This is a genomic window from Pelotalea chapellei (genome assembly GCF_018531195.1).
In the GTDB taxonomy this organism is placed as follows: Bacteria; Desulfobacterota; Desulfuromonadia; order Geobacterales; family Pseudopelobacteraceae; genus Pelotalea; species Pelotalea chapellei.
The window spans coordinates 299946-320501 of sequence record NZ_JAHDYS010000003.1; the positions used below are offsets into that span (position 1 = coordinate 299946).

Consider the following 20556-nt stretch of genomic DNA (forward strand, 5'->3'; position numbering starts at 1 on the left):
AATTCGCTGCCTTATTACCCAATGTTTCTAAGGATGCGTTGACGAAAGATTTTTTTACCTTATCCAGCCTCAAATATCAAATAGTTTCGCCACTTGTTCCATCATTCGGAAGGTTTTGCGGCTGTGGGCAAGAACAATGGCGGAAAGTTCCTCAATTGCCTGCTCGATGCGGTCGTTGATAATGATGTAGTCATACCAGCGAGCCTCCTTGATTTCTTCGGCTGCCCGCGTGATGCGGCGTTCAATGACTTCCTGTGCGTCGGAGGAACGGCTTTCAAGTCGACGACGAAGTTCAACCATATTGGGTGGCAAGATAAAAACAAACACCCCCCCATCCAGGCACTCTTTGAGCTTCACCGCGCCCTGACAATCGATATCAAGCAGCAGATCGATTCCGTTGCGTCGGGCGTCCTCAAGAGTTGCCAGCGAAGTGCCATAGAGATTGCCATGCACTTCAGCCCATTCAGCAAAAGCATCTTCTGCAACCATAGCCTGAAACTGATCACGGGAAACAAAGAAATAATCTTCTCCGTCAACCTCTCCGGCACGTGGTGTCCGGGTGGTGTAACTGATGGACTCCCGCAGGTGGGGATAGCGCTGACGCAATTCCCGACAGAGGGTTGTCTTGCCCGCTCCGGATGGAGCGGAAATTATCATGATCAAGCCTTCGCGTTTCATGGCACACCTTTCGAACATTTTCCGGCACAGTAGCAAAAACAGATTAAAAAGAAAAGCCCTCCAGGCGGAGAGCTTCAATGGTTTCAGCCTCTTTTACAAGCTGCTATTTCTCTCACTCCACGTTTTGCACCTGCTCACGCATTTTTTCCATTTCCGCCTTGATCCTGATTACCAGCGAAGTAATTTCTGCATCACTGGATTTAGAACCGATGGTATTCACCTCACGGTTCATCTCCTGCATCAGAAAATCCAGCTTGCGCCCGACCGGCTCGTCCAGTAAAAGCGCCTCGTCAAACTGGGCAAAGTGACTGGCCAACCGCACCAGTTCCTCGGTCACATCACATCGGTCAGCCATCATGGCGACTTCCTGTGCCAAACGTGTCGGATCAACCTCCGCCCCTTCCAGCAATTGCCCCAAACGAGTCTGCAGCTTTTGTCGATATTCCCCGGCAACCAGGGGAGCACGATTGCCTACTTGTTCTGCCCACTCCGCCACCTGCCTGCGCCGGTCCGCCAGATCAGATAAAAGCGCCTCCCCCTCGCGCCCCCGCATGCCATCTATTGTTGCGACAGCTTCCTGAACAGCTTCGAGCAACTGCGGCAGATAGTCATGCTCATCTATTTCTGCGGAGGCACTATCCTTGAGCACTCCTTTCTGGGCAAGGACCAACTGAAGCGGCAGATCCCCGGTCATTCCAAGATCAGCGGCAAGCGTACGAAAAAGATGGGCATATCCTTGGGCAAGTGCAATATCCGCCTGGGGAATTGTTGCTGTGCCGCCAGCCTCTTCCCATAGGATGAAAATGTCGATCTTCCCCCTCTTCAACACCTGACCGACCGCCTTCTTGACATCATTCTCAATGGCAAGGAATCCGCGCGGCATGCGCACAGACACCTCACCATAACGATGATTGACCGAACGGATCTCAACCAGAAAGCGCCCCTGATCCGATACTGCTTCCCCCTTGCCGTAACCTGTCATACTTTTTATCATTCAGTCAGTCCCTTTCATATCGTCAATGCAGTGCCGAGACCACATCATTTACCGCCGATTTTTTCCAGATAGCGTTTGATGCCTTTTTCAAAAGTCTGAGCGATTTCACCTTTGGACGGATTAATTGCGTATCCCTGAAAATAGCCGACCATCAACGAAACCAGATAAATAAGAATTAACGCTATAACAATCTTACGAACCATGGCCTTCCAGCCGTTGCTCTCTACGGCTATGTTGTCGTCAATTTCCCAACCGCCACCCAAGGAGAAGTGTTCTCTCAGTTGCCGGATACGCTTCAATTGGACCCCGGCAATATGATTCACAATGGCATCGCGATCACGCTCGTCAATATAGATGAACTTCAAAGCAACACTATAACTTTCCCTGTCATTCCCCAAGACGGCATTAGAGTTTGAAAACATTACCTGCCCTACCGCTTCCACTATCCTGCGCGGAGAGGGCACCAATATTTCCAGTGGCACATATTGGCCCACAACAAAATTGTGATGCGCAACGATACGGATACCACCACCACTGATATTTGCAGCCAGAGGAATTATGGAGTCCCACGATGCATCCGGTTCATCCCCCTCACCGCTCGTGGATATCTGGTGGCGGCGTTCCGCCGGGAGATCAGTATCTGTTCCACTAAAACAAGTCTCCCAGCGCTGCTGCTTGCGACTCATTTCATCGTCAAGGCGCTGTTTACGCCGGGCACTCCATTCCTTTTCAAGCACTTCGGGATGTTGCTCATCTGAAACATGATATTTGATCGGAAGGAATGCATCGATGCGGTAAAACTCACGCAATTCATCGGTTACTATCTCACCGATCAGACGGAGCAGAATCTGGCGCGCCGTGCCCTCGGAAACAATTATGGCACGACAACTATAGGCAGCACCTTCCTTGCCACTTCGCACCTCCAGGATTTGACCCACATGCAGGCCGACGTTTTCAGGCAACTGGTCACGTGACAATTGCAAGGTAACCAGGTCTTCGTCTACCTCGTGGATGATAGCCCAGTCGCGAAAAGTAGCGGCATGCGCCATTGGGATTACAACTCCAACCTTCATGCCGATGGAGTAGTAACTGGAATAGTGTTCCATGTCGCTCACGGGAGTAATTCCGGTTCAGCAGGTAATCGACAGGCGTGGAATCCGGTCAGGGCAGTATGCGTCATGCAAGGGTGCCGTTCAATGCATCAAGCAATTCGCTGATGGCAATCTTATGTACGCCGGCGCCATGCTCCAGTGTTTCCAGATCGGCAATCTGGCACTCGTAGCATTCAAGATGATACTTTTTGAAAATTTGAAGGGTCTGGGGATAGCTGGTGATGATGTCAGCGATGATCATGTCTCTGGTTATCATGCGGGGCCTCGCTCGCTAAGGGCAAAGGATGTAGTAGCATCCTTGTTCATCGGGCTGTTCAGGTATCTTGCGGCCTATTCACTGAGGAAGTCGGCAATATACATTCTCTATTGACAAAGTGCAATCGGTACTGTTCAATTGCGACTTTATAGACATTAACTAATTTTTCATTGCACGTCAGTCTTTCACATCAGCCCAGGAGGAAATCAATGAACCCGTTGGCAAAAGAACTGAACGACCTGCTCACCCAGCATAACCCGTACGTACTGGAAATGTTGTCCGACTTAGGGAAGAACCTCTTCTTTCCCAAGGGAATTCTAACCCAATCGGCGGAGGCTAAAGACAAGGCACACAAATACAATGCCACCATCGGCATCGCCACTGAAAACGGCGGACCCATGTTTCTGCAGTGCATCCAGGACAAGCTGTCCGCCTTCGACCCCAAGGACATCTACCCCTATGCGCCTCCGGCCGGCAAGCCAGAACTGCGTGCTCTCTGGCGCGAGAAGATGCTGCGGGAGAATCCGAGCCAGAACGGCAAGCACTTCAGCAACCCCATCGTCACCAACGCCCTGACCCACGGTCTTTCCATCGTCGGCGACATGTTCGTTGATAAGGGGGATCACCTGATTCTGCCCGACATGCTCTGGGGCAACTATAACCTGACCTTCGGCACCTGCAACGGCGCCATCGTCAAGAAACATCCGACCTTCACCGCAACAGGCGGCTATGACGTGGAAGCCTTCAAGGCCGAGCTCAAGAATACCGCCGAAGAAAAAGGCAAGGCAATTGTCCTGCTCAACTTCCCCAATAACCCAAGCGGTTACACCCCCACGGTTGCCGAGGGTGACGCCCTGGTGGCCGCCATCAAGGAAGTGGCCGAAGCGGGCTGCAACGTGGTCGCCATTTCAGACGACGCCTATTTCGGCCTGTTTTACGAGGACAGCCTCAAAGAGTCCCTGTTCGGCAAACTGGCCAACCTCCACCCGCGGATTTTGGCGATCAAACTGGACGGCGCCACCAAAGAGGAATTCGTCTGGGGCTTCCGCACCGGCTTCATCACCTTTGCCGACGGCAACGAGTATGAAAATGCACCAGTCATCACCGCTCTCGAAAAGAAGGCCATGGGCATCATCCGCGCCAAGATCTCCAACTGTCCGCACCCATCCCAGACCTTTGTCATCGAGGCGCTCCGTTCTCCCCAGTTCCTGGCTCAAAAAGAGGAGAAGTTCCAGGTCATGAAAGGACGCTCCCTGAAGACCAAGCAGGTCCTCGACAGTGGCAAGTATGATTCTGCCTGGACATACTACCCCTTCAACTCAGGCTATTTCATGTGTCTGAAGCTGAAAAACGTGGATGCTGAAAAACTGCGCGTCCATTTGCTGGACAAATACGGCGTTGGCGCCATCTCCACCACCAAGACCGACCTGCGCATCGCTTTCTCCTGCATCGCCGAGGAGAACATCCAGGAATTGTTCGACATCATCTACCAGGGGGTTCTGGACCTAACCTGATCCCGAGATTCTATAATCAGCAAAAAGGGCCCGCGCATTGCGCGGGCCCTTTTTTTATATGCTATGCCTGATTATGCGGCCGACGCCGCTGTGGATGTCAGTCCAGTCCATACTTTTTCCTGAGCGCAATCTTCACCTCAGGCGGCACAAATCCGTCGATATTTCCTTTCAAGGAACAGACCTCCTTGACGATGGAGGAGGAAAGATAGCCGTACTGAAGAGAAGTCATCATGAAAAAGGTCTCAACCCCCTTGCCGATGCAGCTATTCATTTGGGCAATCTGGAATTCATACTCGAAATCCGAAATCGCCCGCAGCCCACGAATGATCACATGGGCCTGACGATCGGAAACGTAATCGATGAGTAGGCCGGTAAAGGTGTCGACCGTGACCCTGCTTTCATCGCCCAGCACCTCCTTGATCAGTGCAACCCGCTCTTCAAAGGTGAACAGTGCGTTCTTCTGGGAGTTACACGCAACCGCCACGATAACCTCGTCGAATACCTTCAGACCCCGTTTTATAATGTCCAGGTGACCAAAGGTAATAGGATCAAAGGAACCGGGGTAGACGGCGATTTTCTTCATGAAACCTCCAGTGTGTACAATTCCAGTGCCGTGTCACCATATACCCGGCGATCAATCTTCATAAAAGTCCCCAGCCGATCAGGAAGTATGGTACGCGCCGCGCTTTCGGCGACGACCAGGCTGTCGGCAGTCACCAGCTCATGGCTGCATAAAGCTTCCAAAACTGCCGGGTATAGTTCCGCGGCATAGGGGGGATCAAAAAAGACTATTCCAAACCTGTCTCCGTCCAGCAGGCGCAGCGCCTTGAGAACATCAATCGGCAGCACCCTGGCCCGTGCGGAAAGCCTGGTTTTTTCCAGATTCTTCTTCAGACTCGCAAGAGCATCTTTATCGTGTTCGATAAAACAGCAGGATTCAGCCCCACGGCTCAGTGCTTCGATGCCCAGACTTCCGGTTCCGGCACAGATATCCAGTACACGTGCTCCCGCCAGCTCAAACCGGCTCATTATAATGCTGAAGAGCGCCTCACGTACACGGTCCGCGGTCGGACGCGTCTTCATCCCCTGCGGCGCAACAAGCTGTGTCCCTCGCGCGCTTCCCGCTATTACGCGCATAAATGCTCCATCTTTCGATCTTTTAATCTGCGCACGCTACCTGAAAAGCAGAGACACGTCAAGCATGAAGGGCATCATTAACACCTCCCCCAGCCGGAAATTATTTATTGTAAATAGCTGAACTCTCTGTACAATAAGCGGAAGATTGTTTATCGCTAATATCTGGAGAAAAGCTAATGAAGGCAAACCGCCAGTTGCCCATTCCCGGACTGCACAACGTGGTACTGCTCGCTTCTCTTTTCCTTGTCACCCTGCCCACCCCCTCACCGGCTGTACAATGGACACAACTAGCCCAAACAGCGCGACACAACGTGGCCCTGGATACGGAATCAGTTCGCCTCACCAGCCTGGGCAGACTGGGCGTGTGGCTCCGGTTCATACCGCGTGGTGAACGTCAGCGCCGGGAAGCTGCTACGGAACATAGCCAGAAGGGGTATCGCCTTCATCTTGAATATTACGAGATCGACTGTGGGGAAAACACTTCAGTCATGGGACTGACTGACGTATTGGGGGCAGGCGGCAGAAGGCTTTCACGCAAAAAAGGAAACGGCAAACCCGAAACCATTGTCCCCGGATCTGCATTGGACCTGGCGGCATCCAAAGTATGCCCAAAACTGGAGGAGACACCTCAGGAAAATGATGAAGCCCCTCCTGCTTCTGACAAACCTGCCGCGCAGCAGACTACGGCGCCCGAGGATCTTCAGCAACAGATCAAAGACGCACTGCAACTCACTCAAAGGGAACCGTCAGATTTCAGGGCGTGGGTGGCGCTCGGCAACGCCTACTATGATGCAGAAATGCCGGACAAAGCCATTCCGGCCTATAATCGGGCGCTTGCGATTAAACCACAGGATACCGACGTGCTGAATGACCAAGGGGCCATGTACCGCCAGACCGGTGATTTTGAAAAGGCGGTGACCAATTTCGAAAAGGCTTTTGCCATCGATTCCAGCAACCTCGAAAGCCTTTACAACACCGGGTATGTTTACGCCTTTGACCTCAACCGGATTGACAAGGCCCTGCAGGTCTGGCAGCGCTACCTGAAGCTGGACAATTCAAGTGAAACCGCACGCCAGGTGCAATCATTCATTGAACGCTACGGGGAGTAGAAGTTAAAGAGACTGAAACCACTCCTGCTAAAGCGGTTGTAAACCGCTCTTCCGCATGTTATCTTACCCAAGTTCTACCCATTGCGCCCGTAGCTCAGCTGGATAGAGTCCCTGGCTTCGAACCAGGTTGTCGGCAGTTCGAATCTGTCCGGGCGCGCCAATAAACAACAGGCACTTACAGCGGTAGGTGCCTTTTTTATTATTCATGGGTCCACCTTTCCCCTGCCCGAACCTACTGTACTTAAACTGTAAAAAAAATGAGAGATCCCATGCTTTTAATCGGCAACTTTAATACCTTGCAAATAATCAGAATAACCGCAGCAGGCGCTGTGCTGTCTTCCGAGGCGGGAAATATCCTGCTCCCCGGACGCCTTGTCCCAAAGGGTGCCGAGCCGGGTGAAACGCTGAGCGTGTTTGTCTACGTTGATTCTGAAGGCCGCCTGACAGCCACCACCAGAAAGCCGTTCGCCGTTGTAGGTGATTTCGCTCTTCTGAAGGTAAAAGACAATGTAAGTGTCGGCACATTCCTGGACTGGGGGCTGGAAAAGGACCTGCTGCTGCCTTTTGGCGAACAGACTGATCAGCTGAGAAGGGGGCAGGATGTGCTGGTGTATGTGTACCTTCACAGCAGCGAACGGGTGGCTGCATCCGCCAGGCTTGATAAATTCCTCAAGCCGGCTGATGACACCCTGGCCGAAGGAAACGAGGTTGAGCTGCTGGTGTATGCCTTCAGCGATCTGGGTGCCAAGGTCATTATCAACAACACGTTCAGCGGGCTGCTCTTTCGCAACGAACTCTACGGCAACCCAGCCATCGGCGAACGGATGCGAGGCTATGTCAAAAAAATCCGCGAAGACGGCAAGGTTGATGTCACCCTGCGAATGGGGGGGACCCGGGAAGCGGCAAACGACCAGGACGTGATTCTGGATGCCTTGAAAGCCCGTAACGGGCTGCTGCCGCTGAGCGACAAGAGCACCCCGGAAGCCATTGCCGAACTTTTGCGCATGAGCAAGAAGAGTTTCAAAAGAGGGATCGGCGGATTGTACAAAGAAGGTCTGGTCGATATAACGCCCGAAGGTGTCAAGCTGCGCTCCCCCAAAAAATGACCATCTCCAGGTACTGCTCCAAAGTCACCATGCCTGCAGCTGAAAAGCCCTATCCTTCCATCCTGGACTTTTTGACCAGGCGGTTTCCCCGTGTTCTGCACACAGTCTGGCAACAACGGATTCAGGAAGGGAAAGTCCTCGATGACGATGGCAATCCGATAACAGCTGATACAGAGTACAAACCCCTCAAAAGAATTTTTTATTTCAGGGAAGTGAAACAGGAGCGGGTTATTCCTTTCACCGAAGGGATCATCTTTCAGAATGATGACCTGGTAGTTGCCTGCAAACCTCATTTTCTGCCGGTCACACCAAGCGGACCCTATGTTACCGAATGCCTGCTGAACCGTTTGCGAAAGAGTACCGGAAACCACGATCTGGTGCCGATCCACAGGATCGATCGGGAAACTGCAGGCATTGTGATGTTCTCTGCCAACAGGAAAACCAGGTCGCTTTACAATGAAATTTTTGTGAATGGTAAGGTGGAGAAGCTTTACCACGCGGTCTCTAAGTGCAATCACGATCCGGAAACAACGGAATGGAGCATTGAAAACCGGATTGTGACCGGAGAACCCTGGTTCATAATGAAGATTGAACCGGGAGATTCAAACTCCCGCTCGATCATCAGGCTTGTGGAACGAAAAGGTGATCTGGCGCGATTCCACCTTGTCCCTTTGACCGGCAAGACTCATCAGCTGCGGCTTCACATGAGCAGCCTCGGGTTCAAAATCCTGAATGACAGGTACTACCCCGAGCTGACACCGGAAACAGATGACGACTTCAGCAGCCCGCTTCAGCTGATCGCCAAAAAAGTACGATTCACTGATCCGGTCACCGGCACACCAATGGAATTCACCTCTGAACGTGAACTTCAATGGTGCCCTCTTTAATTTTCGAGAGAAACCCCAAAATCATTTTACAGGCTCAACAATGAAAATAACTCTCCTGACACATTTCAAAGAATTCGACAAACGCTCAAACACCGGCCAGCTGGTGCTTGAAATCCTGGGGGATGCGGCCGAACAGGTCCGCTGGGACAGGATCAATCCACCAGCACGACTGGTGGAGGAGATCGAGGCGGGGGGCGTGGCACTGGTTTATCCCGGGACACCAGACGAAAATAATGATGACCTGTCGGACATCACCCGCTTCATCCTGATCGACGGCACCTGGCACGAAGCGCGCAAAATCCACCAGCGCAGCCCGTATCTGCAAAAGGCCCGGCGCATCTGCCTCAAGCCGAGCGGCCCTTCACAGTACAACCTGAGAAAGAACCAGAAAAAAGCCTGCCTCTGCACTGCCGAGTGCGTGATTGAAATTCTTCGCAACACAGGCAATACAGAGCAGGCCGAACAACTCCAGGAACGATTCCTGGCTTTCATCAGACCGGCGGGTGTCATGCGCGGCGAAGCGATGGGTATGTAGGGCTCGGCCTCATTCCATTTCTCAGGATTCAAATTATAATAGAGGTTACGGCATGAACCAGCAACCGAACGACATCCTGCACGGCGTCACGCTGAAGATGATCCTTACCGAACTGGAGGCGGAGTACGGCTGGGAGGAGCTGGGCAGGCGCATCGAAATCCGCTGCTTTACCCATGATCCCTGTCTTTCCTCCAGCCTTAAATTTTTGAGGAAAACTCCCTGGGCTCGGGACAAGGTCGAGGAGTTGTACTTGAGGTGGAAGATGGAAGCAGATGAGCCATGAACGATAACGAATTGTTCTGGAAAACCGCAGATCAGTCCGCCCGGTTGGCGGAATTGATCACCATGGAGGGGGAGTTGAGAGAAATCCCCCTGCGCAGGGATGTGCGTTCTCTGGGGCTTTTGTTGGGAATAGTCATCAGGGAGCAGGCCGGAGAACAGGCTTTTGTGGCTGAAGAGGAACTCCGCCACCTGGCTATCAAACATCGCCAGCTGAATGAAGACCAGGGAGAGGCGTGTCTTGACTATCCCGGCGAACAGGAACTGCAGGATAAAGCAGAGGCTATCATCGGCAGGATGTCGATCGCCGGTGCCTATCAGATCGTCAAAGCCTTCTCAACATTTTTCGAGCTGACCAACCTGGCAGAAACCAACCACCGCAAGCGGCGTCAGCGTGCATCCCGGTTGACGAGCACGAGTACGGACAAGCCGGGCTCTCTGCGCGGCACCCTGCTCCGCATGCGGCAGAACGGGATTACGGTGGAGCAGGCTCTGCAATGGCTTGGTCAGGTGGAGGTTGTGCCGGTTTTCACCGCTCACCCCACCGATGTGGCACGACGGGTGATCCACTTCAAACGCCGCCGCATTGCGCGCGAACTGGAGGCGCTTGATCGCCTTCCCCTGACCGACACCAGGGCGCTGCACGGCCAAAGTGCCATGCTGGCCGAGATTACGGCGCTCTGGCAGACCGATGAGGTGCGGCGACGGAAACCGACGGTGCTGGACGAAATCAAAATGGGGCTGGACCATTACCCCGGCTCGTTGATCACACCTCTCCCGGCACTGTACGAGGATATTGCTGCAGCGATCCATGAAATTTACGGCCATGCACTCTGCCCCGCCGAGCTGCCGACAGTAGTCCGCTTCGGTTCCTGGATCGGCGGCGATCGTGACGGCAACCCTTATGTCACTGCCGATTCCACCCGTGAAGCCCTGCAAAAGGGACGCGAAGCAATCCTGGGGGAATATATTGCCTCTCTGGAAGAACTGCGCCGTTTTCTCACCCCTTCCACCTGCCGGGCACCTGTCTCTCAGCTCCTGGCAGAGTCCGTAAAAAACTACCAGGCAACCCTTGCTCTTACCAAACAGGAGAGCGATGCCATCCCCCCATGCGAGCAATATCGACGCTTTGCCGGCTTCATCCTCCATCGGCTGCGCCGAACACTCCAGGAGCCGGAGCATTCCGATGCTTATCCCGCAGCTGTCGAGTTCAGCAGCGACCTTCAGCTGATCAGGGAAAGCCTGACCGCCGGAGGGGGAGAACGGCTGGCCAACTCCCTGATAGACCCGCTGCTGCGGCAGATCGACACTTTCGGTTTCCATCTTCACTGCCTCGACATCCGCCAGCATGCCAAGGTTCATGCCACCGCTATCACAGAACTTGCCAGCGGCACCATGACCGGTTCGGAAGCCGCACTACCGCCGCCACTTTCGTCAACCACCAGCGAACTTCTGGAGACTTTGCGCGCCATAGCCGACCTGAAACGACACTTTCCCCCCCAGGCGATCCAGCGTTATGTAATCAGCGGAGCAAGCAGCGTTCAGGACTCCCTTTCGCTGGTCTGGCTGCTGGAACTCTGCGGAGTGCGTGTTGCGGCGAGTGAGGCTGGCGATCCCGGCCTGATGCCGGTTCCGCTGTTCGAGTCCATCGAGGATCTGCGCCAGGCACCGCATATCTGCAGAACTCTGTGGAATTCTGACGCCTACAAGCCATACCTGGATTCATGGGGACGCCGACAGGAGGTGATGCTCGGCTACTCCGACTCGAACAAGGATGGCGGCATGCTCACCAGCACCTGGGAGATTCACAAGACACACAGGGAGCTGCACCGGGTAGCGGAAGAGTGCGGGGTACGTCTGGTGCTTTTCCATGGCCGCGGCGGCACGGTCGGCAGAGGGGGCGGTCCAACCCACCGTTCAATTGTGGCCCAACCTGCCGGAGCCTTTACAGGGTCTCTAAAAATCACCGAACAGGGCGAAGTGATCAACTGGAAGTATTCCGATGCCTCCCTGGCCCAGCGCAATCTGGAGTTGATGGTCGCCGCATCATTGGAGGCACTGTCACTTTCTCCTCTGCAAGAGCAGCAGCCGGGCACCGAGTGGACACAGACCATGGAAGCGCTATCAAGCGATGCCTACGCCTTCTATCGGAAGCATATTGCGGAGAATCCCGATATTTTCCCCTATTTCGAACAGGCTACCCCGGTTCTGGAATTTGAACTGGCCAAGATCGGTTCGCGTCCCGCACGCCGGGGAGCTACCCGTGACCTCAGCGACCTGCGTGCAATCCCCTGGGGCTTCGGCTGGATGCAGAGCCGCCACGTGATTCCGGGCTGGTTTGGAGTCGGGTATGCCCTGGAGCGCTATCTGGCCAGCGGCGAAGAGACCTTGAAACAGCTTCAGGTCATGATGAACAGCTTTCCCTTTTTTACCGATCTGCTTAGAAACGTGGAACTTGCCCTGACCAAGGTCGATCTTCCCCTGGCCCGCCGCTACTCGCTGCTGGTGCACGATGGGGAACTGCGCGAACGGGTGTTTTGCATGGTGGTCGAAGAGTACCAGCGCACCCGGCGCATGGTGCTGGCGATCACCGGACAATCGCACCTGCTTGAAAACAGTGCTCCCCTGGCGCGCTCCATCCGCCTGCGCAACCCCTATGTGGATCCGCTCAGCCTGATCCAGATCGAACTGCTGAGGCGGAAACGTGCGGGAGACGAAAACGAAGAATTGAATTACGTCCTTGCCGCCACCATCAGCGGCATTTCGGCAGGACTTCGGAACACGGGATGATTGTAGGGGCGACCGGCCGGTCACCCTTACGCGGTCCCTTACGTTCACAATTGGTATCTCCGAATCAGGAAGGAAAAAAACAGCAGATGCATCAATTGAAATATCTGACAGGCTATTCCGAGCAGATCCTCCACCAGGTTGGCCGCCTGATTGCGGAAGACAGGCTGGGTGCCTTCATCAAGCATAGATATCCGACTGCCCATGCGATCACAACCGACAGGGCTCTCTATGATTTCACCATGGAAATAAAGAACGAATTTCTGCGAACAGCCCAGCCACTGAGCAGAGTGGAATACGATGGCAGGATCCACGTGATTCAGCATGCCCTGGGAAGTCATACGTTTGTATCCAGGGTACAGGGCGGGAAACTCAAGGCAAAGCATGAGATCCGGGTCGCATCGGTCTTCCGGCAGGCACCTGCGGAGTTTCTGAGGATGATTGTCGTGCACGAGCTGGCCCACCTGAAGGAGAAGGACCACAACAAAGCTTTTTACAAGCTGTGCGAACACATGGAGCCGGCCTACCATCAGCTGGAATTCGATACCAGACTGTATCTGACACAGATGGACCGGGAAAAGATTGTCCGTACTTGTGATTGACTTTCGTACCTGCCAAACCTGTTTTCTACCAAACTTACCGTTTCTCACACAAAGGCACTAAGGCGCAAAGTATTCCAATTCCACCGGGTATCATGCCGGGCAACTTCTTCGTGACTTCATGCCTTTGTGTGATCACCGTCCTTAAAGGCTGCAATGAATACAACCAGAACCCCGGCCCCGAAACCTAAACACCAGCCCAAAGGCGTTACCCTGCTCTACGAGGATGCCGACATCCTCGTGGTGGACAAGCCGTGCGGTCTGCTGACAATAGGTACGGACCGGGACAAATCCCGCACCGTGCACTCAACTCTCAACGACTATGTCCGCAAGGGAAATCCCAAGTCGCGCAACCGGGTCTACATCGTGCACCGCCTGGACCGTGAAACCTCCGGAATTCTGTTATTTGCCAAAAGCGAGCAGGCCAAGCAGTTCCTGCAGTCCGACTGGGACAACACCACCAAGATGTATCTGACTGTGGTGAATGGACGTCTCGCCTCCCCGCAGGGAATCCTCAGCAGCTATCTGGCCGAGAATGCCGCGCTCATGGTCTACTCCACCCCCGACCCCGCCAAGGGCAAACTCTCCCAGACGGCCTATACGCTGGTTAAGGAGCAGAAAGGGCTCAGCCTGTTGCAGATCAACCTGCTTACCGGCCGGAAGCACCAGATCCGGGTACACTTTGCAGAAAAAGGGCACCCTGTTGTCGGGGACCGAAAATACGGCAAGGGTAATGCTTCCTATCCGAACCTGGCGCTGCATGCCTGCTCAATTACCTTCACCCACCCGGTCAGCAAAAAACGCCTTCAGTTCCAGACCAGGATTCCCGACCTTTTCACACGTTTGGTCGGATCATTCCAACTTCCAACTCCAGATACCACACCATGACCATCCTTTTCTGGCTCGCTGTAACGACGCTGATCCTCACCATCCTTGCAGCCTTTGACCTGTTCATCGGTAACCGCTCCGTGCGTGCCCTGCGCGACGTTTCAGCAACTCCGCCCGCCGATCCCTTGCGGGTTTCCATCATCGTGGCGGCCCGCAACGAACAGCGCAACATTCGTGAGGCCCTGCAGTCACTGCTGGATATAGACTATCCCGACTATGAACTGATTGTGGTCAATGACCGATCGGAAGATGCCACCGGCCGGATACTGAACAACATGAGCAGCACCAGCCCCCATCTGAAGGTGATCCATGTTGATGCCCTGCCCTCGGGATGGCTGGGTAAAAATCACGCCCAGTGGGTTGGCGGCATGCGAGCCACCGGAGAACTGCTGCTCTTTACCGATGCAGACATCGTCATGGAGCCGACCGTTATCACCCGCGCCGTAAACTTTGTGGAGCAGAACAATCTCGACCACCTGGCCGCCACCCCTTCAATGCGCATGCCGACTGCCTTTTTGGGCATGTTCGGAGCAGCCTTTATCATCTTCTTTTCCCTTTTTTCACGCCCCTGGAAAGCCAGGGACCCCAAAAGCCGCTGTCATATCGGCATCGGTGCCTTCAACCTGGTGAGAACCTCGGCTTACCGGCAGGTGGGAGGACATGAAACCATTCGTCTGCGGCCGGATGACGACATCAAGCTGGGCAAAATCATCAAACAGGCGGGCTTTCGTCAGGATGCCGCCTATGCACCGGAATTTTTGGCTGTAGAGTGGTACGCATCTGTAGGAGAGGTCATCAAGGGATTGGAAAAAAATGCCTTTTCCGGGGCAGACTACAACATACCATTGGTGCTGGGCGGAGTGATGTGTCATCTGTTCTGCAGCATCTGGCCTTTTGCGGCAGTTTTTGTTACCCACGGTTGGATACAGGGAATGTATCTCGCCACAGCAGCCCTGATCATGCTGATGGTGGCGGACAGTGCCCGCTTCCATTATTCCCGGCAATGGTACGCTGTCGGCTATCCCCTGATGTCGGCGCTGTTCATCTACATCCTGCTGCGCACCATGCTGCTGAACCTGATACAGGGGGGCATCTCCTGGCGCGGCACTTTTTATTCGCTGAAAGAGCTGAAGGCCAACAAAATATAACCCTCCCCCTATTCTCAACTCCGCCCCCGCCCCAGCTGAATCCAGCTTAAACATCGTACTTCTTCATTACCAACAGCTCCCCCATGGACAGTCCGTCTGCCTTTTCAACGCCCAAAAGGCTGATACACTTTTCCAGCAGGCTATTGAAAAACCAGAGAAGGAGAACTCAATGGCTAAAGTGATGAGCGACGACCCTCCCACACCCGAGAACAACCTTCCTGACCGGATGCCGTTGCTGCCGTTACAGGACACAGTCATCTTTCCCATGATGCGCCTCCAGCTGGCGGTAGAACGGGAAAAATCTCTTGCTGCAGTACAACAGGCACTATCCCAGGACCGGCGTATTTTTGTCGTATCCCAACGGGAGACTTCAGATGGAGAGCCTGGCGATGAGAGCCTGTACCAGGTCGGTACAATTTGCATCCTGCTCCATTCCGTTCCCCAGGAACAAGGGGCAGTAATTCTTGTGCAAGGGATCACCAAAGCCAGGATCAGCTCTATCTGGCACGAACCGACCTACAGGGCTGTCACCGTTGAACAGTTCCCCGATACCGAGGTGGTGGATGAGGTTGAAGAGCGTGCAGTGATGCGAAATGTACTGGAACGGTTTGGAGCCATCGCATTTTCAGGCGACAGCATCCCCCAGGAACTCGTCTATTTTCTGCAGAATATATCTGATCCCATGGTTGTCGCTTTTTCCATTGCAGGAAGCCTCCACCTCTCCGTTCCGGAAGCTCAGTCTATTCTTGAGATGACAGATCCGGTCCGGCGTCTGCACATACTGTATGGCATTCTGGCCAAAGAGGCAGAAGTTGTCTCCGTTCAAAATGCTATAAAATCCGCTGTCGATGATGAAATGAAAAAGCATCAGAAGGAATATTATCTCCGCGAACAAATGAAGGCGATTCAGAACGAACTGGGGGGCAACAGCGCCCGCTCGGATGCTTCCGAAATGAATGAAAAGATTCTCGGCAAACAGATGCCGGAGGTGGCGGAGAAAGAGGCGCTCCGTCAACTGGCTCGCCTGGAGCGGATGTCCCAGGAGGGGCCGGAGGCAGAAACTGTCAGGAATTACCTCGACTGGATGGTCGATCTCCCCTGGAATACATTCTCTGATGATTCAATCGATATTGGAGAGGCGAAGAAGGTACTGGATGAGGACCACGCCTTTCTGGAAAAAGTAAAGGAGCGGATCCTGGAGTTTCTGGCCGTGCACAAACTGCAAAACACTTCCAGGGGATCAATCATCTGTTTCGTTGGTCCCCCTGGTGTGGGGAAAACTTCGCTGGGAAAATCGATTGCCCGGGCCATGGGGCGGAAATTCGTCAGGCTTTCTTTGGGAGGCATACATGACGAAGCCGATATGCGTGGCCATCGGCGCACCTATATCGGCGCCATGCCGGGACGGATCATCTATGCCATGAAGCAGGCGGGCACAAAGAATCCGGTGCTCATGCTGGATGAAATAGACAAGATCGGCAGCGACTACCGTGGGGGAGATATCTATTCTGCGCTGTTGGAAATCCTGGACCCGGAACAGAACAATAATTTCACCGACCATTACCTGAATGTTCCCTTCGACCTCTCAAATGTGGTGTTTATTACCACAGCTAACACGCTGGAGCGCATCCCTCCCCCGCTGCTCGACAGGATGGAAATAATCCAGCTGGCAGGCTACACCGAGGAAGAAAAACTGGACATTGCGATGAGGTACCTCATTTCCCGACAGATAGAAAGGAATGGTCTGGATGCATCCAAAGTCACCTTTCTTCCTGATGCAATCACCACCATCATCGACAAATATACCCGGGAAGCGGGCTTAAGAAACCTGGAACGAGGTATCGGAAAGATTTGCAGGAAGATCGCCAGAAAGGTAGCCGAGGGTTTGGTGGAGCACCAAAATGTCGGTGCATCCCACGTGGAGGAGTTGATGGGCGAGCCGCCGCGGGTTTTCGATACGGAGCTGGACCAGGATGAGGTGGGAATCGCAACCGGACTGGCCTGGACACCTGCGGGTGGTGAAATTCTCTTTGTCGAGGCGATGGCGATGGAGGGAAAACCAATGCTTCATCTGACCGGCTCCCTGGGAGACATCATGAAGGAATCGGCAGACGCCGCCCTCTCCTATATCCGTGCTAATGCTGATCGCTTCAACATCCCCACCAGCCGTTTCCGAGACACATCTCTCCACATCCATGTTCCGGCAGGTGCGCTCCCCAAGGATGGGCCATCAGCAGGAATAACCATGGCCACTGCGGTACTCTCCACACTCTGCCGCAAGCCGGTCCGCCGGGAGGTCGCGATGACAGGGGAAATCACTCTGCGCGGCAAGGTTCTCCCGATAGGGGGAATTAAAGAGAAAATTTTCGGTGCAGTCCGGGCTGGTATAAAAGTGGTAATTATTCCGGAAGGCAATCAGCGCGATCTGGTCGACATTCCACGGCAGATCCTTCAAAAGGTGCGGATCGTTCCGGTTAAAACCATTGATGATGCATTTGATGAAGCCTTCGTTGCCTGCCCCGGGCCGGTTGAAGCAGTGGTTCCCGGAGCCAAGATGCCGATACCGATGCAGGAAAAAGAGGCCGTGATTGTGCGGGAGAATTCAGAAAGTTGAAGAGATTCCACTTAACACGAAGTACAGCAGGAAAAGTACATAAAAAAAACGGCTGCAAAAGCATGTGCCCTTGCAGCCCGTTTTTAACTTACACCACTCCAGTTTTAAAGCCTAAGCGCCGCTGACGATGCTATCCAGGATTTTATTCGCATCTTCCAGTTTGTCCTTCAGCACCCTCAGCTCATCGGCAGAATATACCCCGCCTCCACGTGCGATCTCACCCTGCAGTCGATCAATTCGCTGCTGTATTGAATCCACCTGATTTCTGCAATTCATTGCAACCAACAGGCACTCATCCTTCTGCAATCCCTCATTCATTGCACCCGTCGCTTCAATGGCATATCCCGGCACAGCATTTATCATCAATGCGGTTGCCAGCATGGGAATTATACGAGCTATGCTTCTCATGGCCAACCTCCTGATTCATTAATATCTGCAACTTTGTAATTACATATTAATGACCTTCATAATTAATTGCAACTGAAAATCATTATCATTTTACAAAAACGTCTAACAGATTGTTGAAATTCTCAGGTTGTTCAAAAATAGCGACCTACGCCCCCTTCGGGGCCGATTTTTCGCAGAGTAACTTCAGTAGTGCCGCTTATGTGATTTCAGTAGGTTATGTTGAAGTTACTCAGGCGTAGCAACGCTACGCCGCACAAGGTGGCTTTCGAGGACGGCGGCGAGATGGCTGTTTTTCAACAACCTCCTAATTTCGTTCCAACGCTGCCCGGTCCCATCCAGCCAAATTGGCTCCAGCCTCATAGGTGCTCTGCATGAAATCCAGCAGCATCTGCTCAGGCGACTCTGCCTTTCGCACATCATCATACAGCAGGACCCATTCTTTCAGCTCGGAATTATAGAATGCCTGCTGTGGAAGGATATGTGCTTTATCGAAACCGGGCGGTTCGGGAAAAGTATAGGAATAGAAGGCAGGGGCGCAGATACTGCTCGCGGAATTTTCACGCTCAGTTGCACCGGAAGCTCGTTTCCCGGGCCAGAAGCCATGACTGATAACTTCGTGGGAATAGGCCTCGCGGGTGATTGAATCCGCACCTTCCTTTTTCGGCGCACGCTTTCCGGAGAACCGCGATACCGCAAGATCAAAGCTTCCCCAAAAGAAATGGACCGGGCTGCATTTGCCGATAAAACGAGCCCTAAACTGGTTGAAGACCTTGTCCGCCTGCAGCAGGATGCGCCAAAGCCGGTTGCTGTATTCCCCATCATAGGCGTTATTCTGAACATCCTTCTGGAACGGAATAGGATTTTCAACCTCAACCGGAACCGGCCAGATTTCCACCTCCAGTCCCAATTCCTTCAGCAGAGAGGTAAATCTGCCATAGAAACCGGCGACCGAACCGGGAATGAGTGCCATGGTTCCTATCATGCCGTTATCACAAGTAATCGCCAGTCTGTGTTCGATAAAATCGAATGAAACCTCGAAGTTGCGTTCCGGATGATGGATGGTCGAAGTAGTGAGGCCGCGTGGTGTCACAAAAAAAGAGACATTCCACCAATGATTGATCAGCGGCGTCAGCGCCAGGCGGACTTTGCCTACGATCTGAGTCCACATGTGCAACGTTGCGTAGGTATGTTCCCATTCAGCCAACGGCAGTTCCGGCCATGCGTGGGTAGCCATGATTCCTCCTCGCCATTACGTTCTACTCCACTATCTGGTCATCCAAATAGCAATATCGCCAGTTTTCCCCCGGCTGAAACGACTTGATCACCGGATGGTTCGTGGTATGAAAGTGCCGGGAGGCGTGCTTGTTTTTTGAACTATCACAGCACCCCACGTGCCCGCAGGTTTCGCAAAGGCGCAGGTGAACCCAGGAATCGCCGCTCTTCAGACACTCTTCGCAGCCGTTCGTTTTCGGCGCAGGCCTCTGTACGTGGTCAAGATGCGAGCACTGTCTCGTCATTAGCTTCCTCCCTTCCCTGTTTTTCTAAAACCTTAACGCATTGTCGAGGAAACTCAAGGTCTGGCCTCTCCACTACCTGATCGCTGCATTGATGAATCGGCACGTTGCCAGATTTCTGTCCATTTACGGTTCTGGGTTCTCTTTTGGGCCTTGATTTGTAATTCAGCAGAACAAATGCCACGCTGCCTTTGGCTACAAATATTTCAGACTGCACATGTCTTTCAAATATCATCTACCACTGAACCGCTTGATTCCCTCCTCCACCACCAGCCTTGCCCTTTCAGGGCCGTTGCGCCCTAGGGGACGAAAAATCTTTTGCGTGATGTGATTATAGGAGATGAAGAAATGCTCGATTTCCTCAAGCAATCTGCCATTAAGGTCTGCCAGAGAGTGAACATCGCCATGGGTCCGTGAGGCTGATGCGACGGCAATAAGGCGATCATTCTGCTCAGCCTGCCCCTCCTCCACCTGTTCGGCTTCAATTACACCCACCAGCCGGGCAGGCACGAGACAACCGGGAAAAACCGCCTCATCCATCAGAAGCAAGACATCCAGCGGATCGCCGTCGCCTCCTACAGTACCTGGCAGAAAACCGAAATCAAACGGAAAGGCAGCGCCTAGAGGTAACACACCACTCAGACGAAAAATGCCCGGATCTTCCTCGTATTTGTACTTGTTGCGACTACCTTTGGGGGTTTCGATGACGGTATTGATCCCGCCACTTATTCGATCAAAAGGGCCGAGACCAGCAAATGGATTGGACGTTGGGCCGGAAGTCATAAGTCGCCTCCACTAGGGGGTTATAGGTATCTCGTAACATAGTTTCCCTGCAAATCAACCGGCAGAGGGAGGGACAGGTGTGCAAGTGCGAGAGGGTATAGGAGCAGGACTGCAGGGGCAGATTTTGTAAGGGTTGGTTTATAAGAGCAGGATGAAGGTCAGAATTGTACCGGTCCCCTGTTTCACATGAAATGCAATGGCGGGGCGA

At 53.4% G+C, this 20556-nt stretch carries 21 protein-coding genes and 1 tRNA gene; 12 read left to right on the forward strand and 10 right to left on the reverse strand.

All coding sequences use genetic code 11. The annotated features are described in order from the left end of the window. Nucleotides 1–69 precede the first annotated feature (69 nt). The 4 genes from gmk to KJB30_RS04780 all read right to left on the reverse strand — a co-directional run bounded on the left by gmk (nucleotide 70) and on the right by KJB30_RS04780 (nucleotide 3040). Nucleotides 70–678 carry a guanylate kinase gene (gene gmk / locus KJB30_RS04765; protein WP_214296787.1) on the reverse strand — a complete coding sequence of 203 codons (609 nt, stop codon included), beginning with the start codon at nucleotides 676–678 and terminating at the stop codon, nucleotides 70–72. 112 nt (nucleotides 679–790) lie between these two features. Next, nucleotides 791–1672 (reverse strand): YicC/YloC family endoribonuclease, encoded by an 882-nt coding sequence (locus KJB30_RS04770; RefSeq protein ID WP_214296788.1) that lies wholly within the window; start codon nucleotides 1670–1672, stop codon nucleotides 791–793. A 44-nt stretch (nucleotides 1673–1716) separates the two neighbouring features. Further along, nucleotides 1717–2778, reverse strand: coding sequence for a PilZ-like domain-containing protein (locus KJB30_RS04775; RefSeq protein ID WP_246545511.1), 1062 nt, complete (start codon nucleotides 2776–2778; stop codon nucleotides 1717–1719). A gap of 70 nt (nucleotides 2779–2848) precedes the next feature. Further along, nucleotides 2849–3040 carry a DUF1858 domain-containing protein gene (locus KJB30_RS04780; protein ID WP_214296790.1) on the reverse strand — a complete coding sequence of 64 codons (192 nt, stop codon included), beginning with the start codon at nucleotides 3038–3040 and terminating at the stop codon, nucleotides 2849–2851. Between the two features lie 209 nt (nucleotides 3041–3249). On the opposite strand from KJB30_RS04780, the gene KJB30_RS04785 reads away from it, so the two are divergent. Next, nucleotides 3250–4554, forward strand: coding sequence for an aminotransferase class I/II-fold pyridoxal phosphate-dependent enzyme (locus KJB30_RS04785; RefSeq protein ID WP_214296791.1), 1305 nt, complete (start codon nucleotides 3250–3252; stop codon nucleotides 4552–4554). A 97-nt stretch (nucleotides 4555–4651) separates the two neighbouring features. Here the strand turns inward: KJB30_RS04785 and coaD are convergent, their stop codons facing one another. Together coaD and rsmD are read right to left on the reverse strand one after the other, a co-directional pair. After that, nucleotides 4652–5137, reverse strand: coding sequence for a pantetheine-phosphate adenylyltransferase (gene coaD / locus KJB30_RS04790; RefSeq protein ID WP_214296792.1), 486 nt, complete (start codon nucleotides 5135–5137; stop codon nucleotides 4652–4654). Further along, nucleotides 5134–5691, reverse strand: coding sequence for a 16S rRNA (guanine(966)-N(2))-methyltransferase RsmD (rsmD, locus tag KJB30_RS04795; protein ID WP_214296793.1), 558 nt, complete (start codon nucleotides 5689–5691; stop codon nucleotides 5134–5136). Before rsmD ends, coaD begins: the two co-directional genes overlap by 4 nt. Nucleotides 5692–5867: 176 nt before the next feature. Here rsmD and KJB30_RS04800 point away from each other — a divergent pair, with 176 nt between their 5' ends. The 11 genes from KJB30_RS04800 (at nucleotide 5868) to lon (ending at nucleotide 17643) form a co-directional block, all read left to right on the forward strand. After that, entirely contained in the window at nucleotides 5868–6800 is a 933-nt protein-coding gene (locus KJB30_RS04800) for a tetratricopeptide repeat protein (RefSeq protein ID WP_214296794.1), read from the forward strand. Nucleotides 6801–6883: 83 nt separating this feature from the next. Continuing rightward, nucleotides 6884–6960, forward strand: a tRNA-Arg gene (locus tag KJB30_RS04805). Nucleotides 6961–7069: 109 nt separating this feature from the next. Continuing rightward, entirely contained in the window at nucleotides 7070–7906 is an 837-nt protein-coding gene (locus KJB30_RS04810; protein WP_214296795.1) for a CvfB family protein, read from the forward strand. After that, a complete protein-coding gene (locus tag KJB30_RS04815; protein WP_214296796.1) occupies nucleotides 7903–8793 on the forward strand; it encodes a pseudouridine synthase in 891 nt (296 codons plus the stop codon). Before KJB30_RS04810 ends, KJB30_RS04815 begins: the two co-directional genes overlap by 4 nt. 40 nt (nucleotides 8794–8833) lie before the next feature. Then, on the forward strand, nucleotides 8834–9328 hold the full coding sequence (locus tag KJB30_RS04820) for a DTW domain-containing protein (protein WP_214296797.1): 495 nt from the start codon (nucleotides 8834–8836) through the stop codon (nucleotides 9326–9328). A 52-nt stretch (nucleotides 9329–9380) separates the two neighbouring features. Next, the gene (locus KJB30_RS04825; protein WP_214296798.1) at nucleotides 9381–9611 is read left to right on the forward strand and encodes a VF530 family protein; all 231 of its coding nucleotides are present in this window, start codon (nucleotides 9381–9383) and stop codon (nucleotides 9609–9611) included. Continuing rightward, on the forward strand, nucleotides 9608–12397 hold the full coding sequence (gene ppc, locus KJB30_RS04830; protein WP_214296799.1) for a phosphoenolpyruvate carboxylase: 2790 nt from the start codon (nucleotides 9608–9610) through the stop codon (nucleotides 12395–12397). Before KJB30_RS04825 ends, ppc begins: the two co-directional genes overlap by 4 nt. Nucleotides 12398–12483: 86 nt before the next feature. Further along, the gene (locus KJB30_RS04835) at nucleotides 12484–12996 is read left to right on the forward strand and encodes a M48 metallopeptidase family protein (RefSeq protein ID WP_214296800.1); all 513 of its coding nucleotides are present in this window, start codon (nucleotides 12484–12486) and stop codon (nucleotides 12994–12996) included. A 153-nt stretch (nucleotides 12997–13149) separates the two neighbouring features. Next, nucleotides 13150–13881 carry an RluA family pseudouridine synthase gene (locus KJB30_RS04840; RefSeq protein WP_214296801.1) on the forward strand — a complete coding sequence of 244 codons (732 nt, stop codon included), beginning with the start codon at nucleotides 13150–13152 and terminating at the stop codon, nucleotides 13879–13881. Beyond that, nucleotides 13878–15029, forward strand: a complete 1152-nt coding sequence (locus KJB30_RS04845) for a glycosyltransferase family 2 protein (RefSeq protein ID WP_214296802.1) — start codon at nucleotides 13878–13880, stop codon at nucleotides 15027–15029. Before KJB30_RS04840 ends, KJB30_RS04845 begins: the two co-directional genes overlap by 4 nt. A gap of 169 nt (nucleotides 15030–15198) precedes the next feature. Beyond that, nucleotides 15199–17643, forward strand: a complete 2445-nt coding sequence (gene lon, locus KJB30_RS04850; protein ID WP_246545497.1) for an endopeptidase La — start codon at nucleotides 15199–15201, stop codon at nucleotides 17641–17643. Between the two features lie 111 nt (nucleotides 17644–17754). Here lon and KJB30_RS04855 read toward each other — a convergent pair whose 3' ends face one another. The 4 genes from KJB30_RS04855 to KJB30_RS04870 all read right to left on the reverse strand — a co-directional run bounded on the left by KJB30_RS04855 (nucleotide 17755) and on the right by KJB30_RS04870 (nucleotide 20348). Beyond that, nucleotides 17755–18051: a hypothetical protein gene (locus KJB30_RS04855; protein WP_214296803.1), complete on the reverse strand. Its 297-nt coding sequence runs from the start codon at nucleotides 18049–18051 to the stop codon at nucleotides 17755–17757. Between the two features lie 304 nt (nucleotides 18052–18355). Then, nucleotides 18356–19285 (reverse strand): DUF5996 family protein, encoded by a 930-nt coding sequence (locus KJB30_RS04860; protein WP_214296804.1) that lies wholly within the window; start codon nucleotides 19283–19285, stop codon nucleotides 18356–18358. A gap of 22 nt (nucleotides 19286–19307) precedes the next feature. Next, nucleotides 19308–19568 carry a UBP-type zinc finger domain-containing protein gene (locus KJB30_RS18380; protein ID WP_214296805.1) on the reverse strand — a complete coding sequence of 87 codons (261 nt, stop codon included), beginning with the start codon at nucleotides 19566–19568 and terminating at the stop codon, nucleotides 19308–19310. A 228-nt stretch (nucleotides 19569–19796) separates the two neighbouring features. Next, nucleotides 19797–20348 carry an inorganic diphosphatase gene (locus KJB30_RS04870; protein WP_214296806.1) on the reverse strand — a complete coding sequence of 184 codons (552 nt, stop codon included), beginning with the start codon at nucleotides 20346–20348 and terminating at the stop codon, nucleotides 19797–19799. Nucleotides 20349–20556 lie beyond the last annotated feature (208 nt).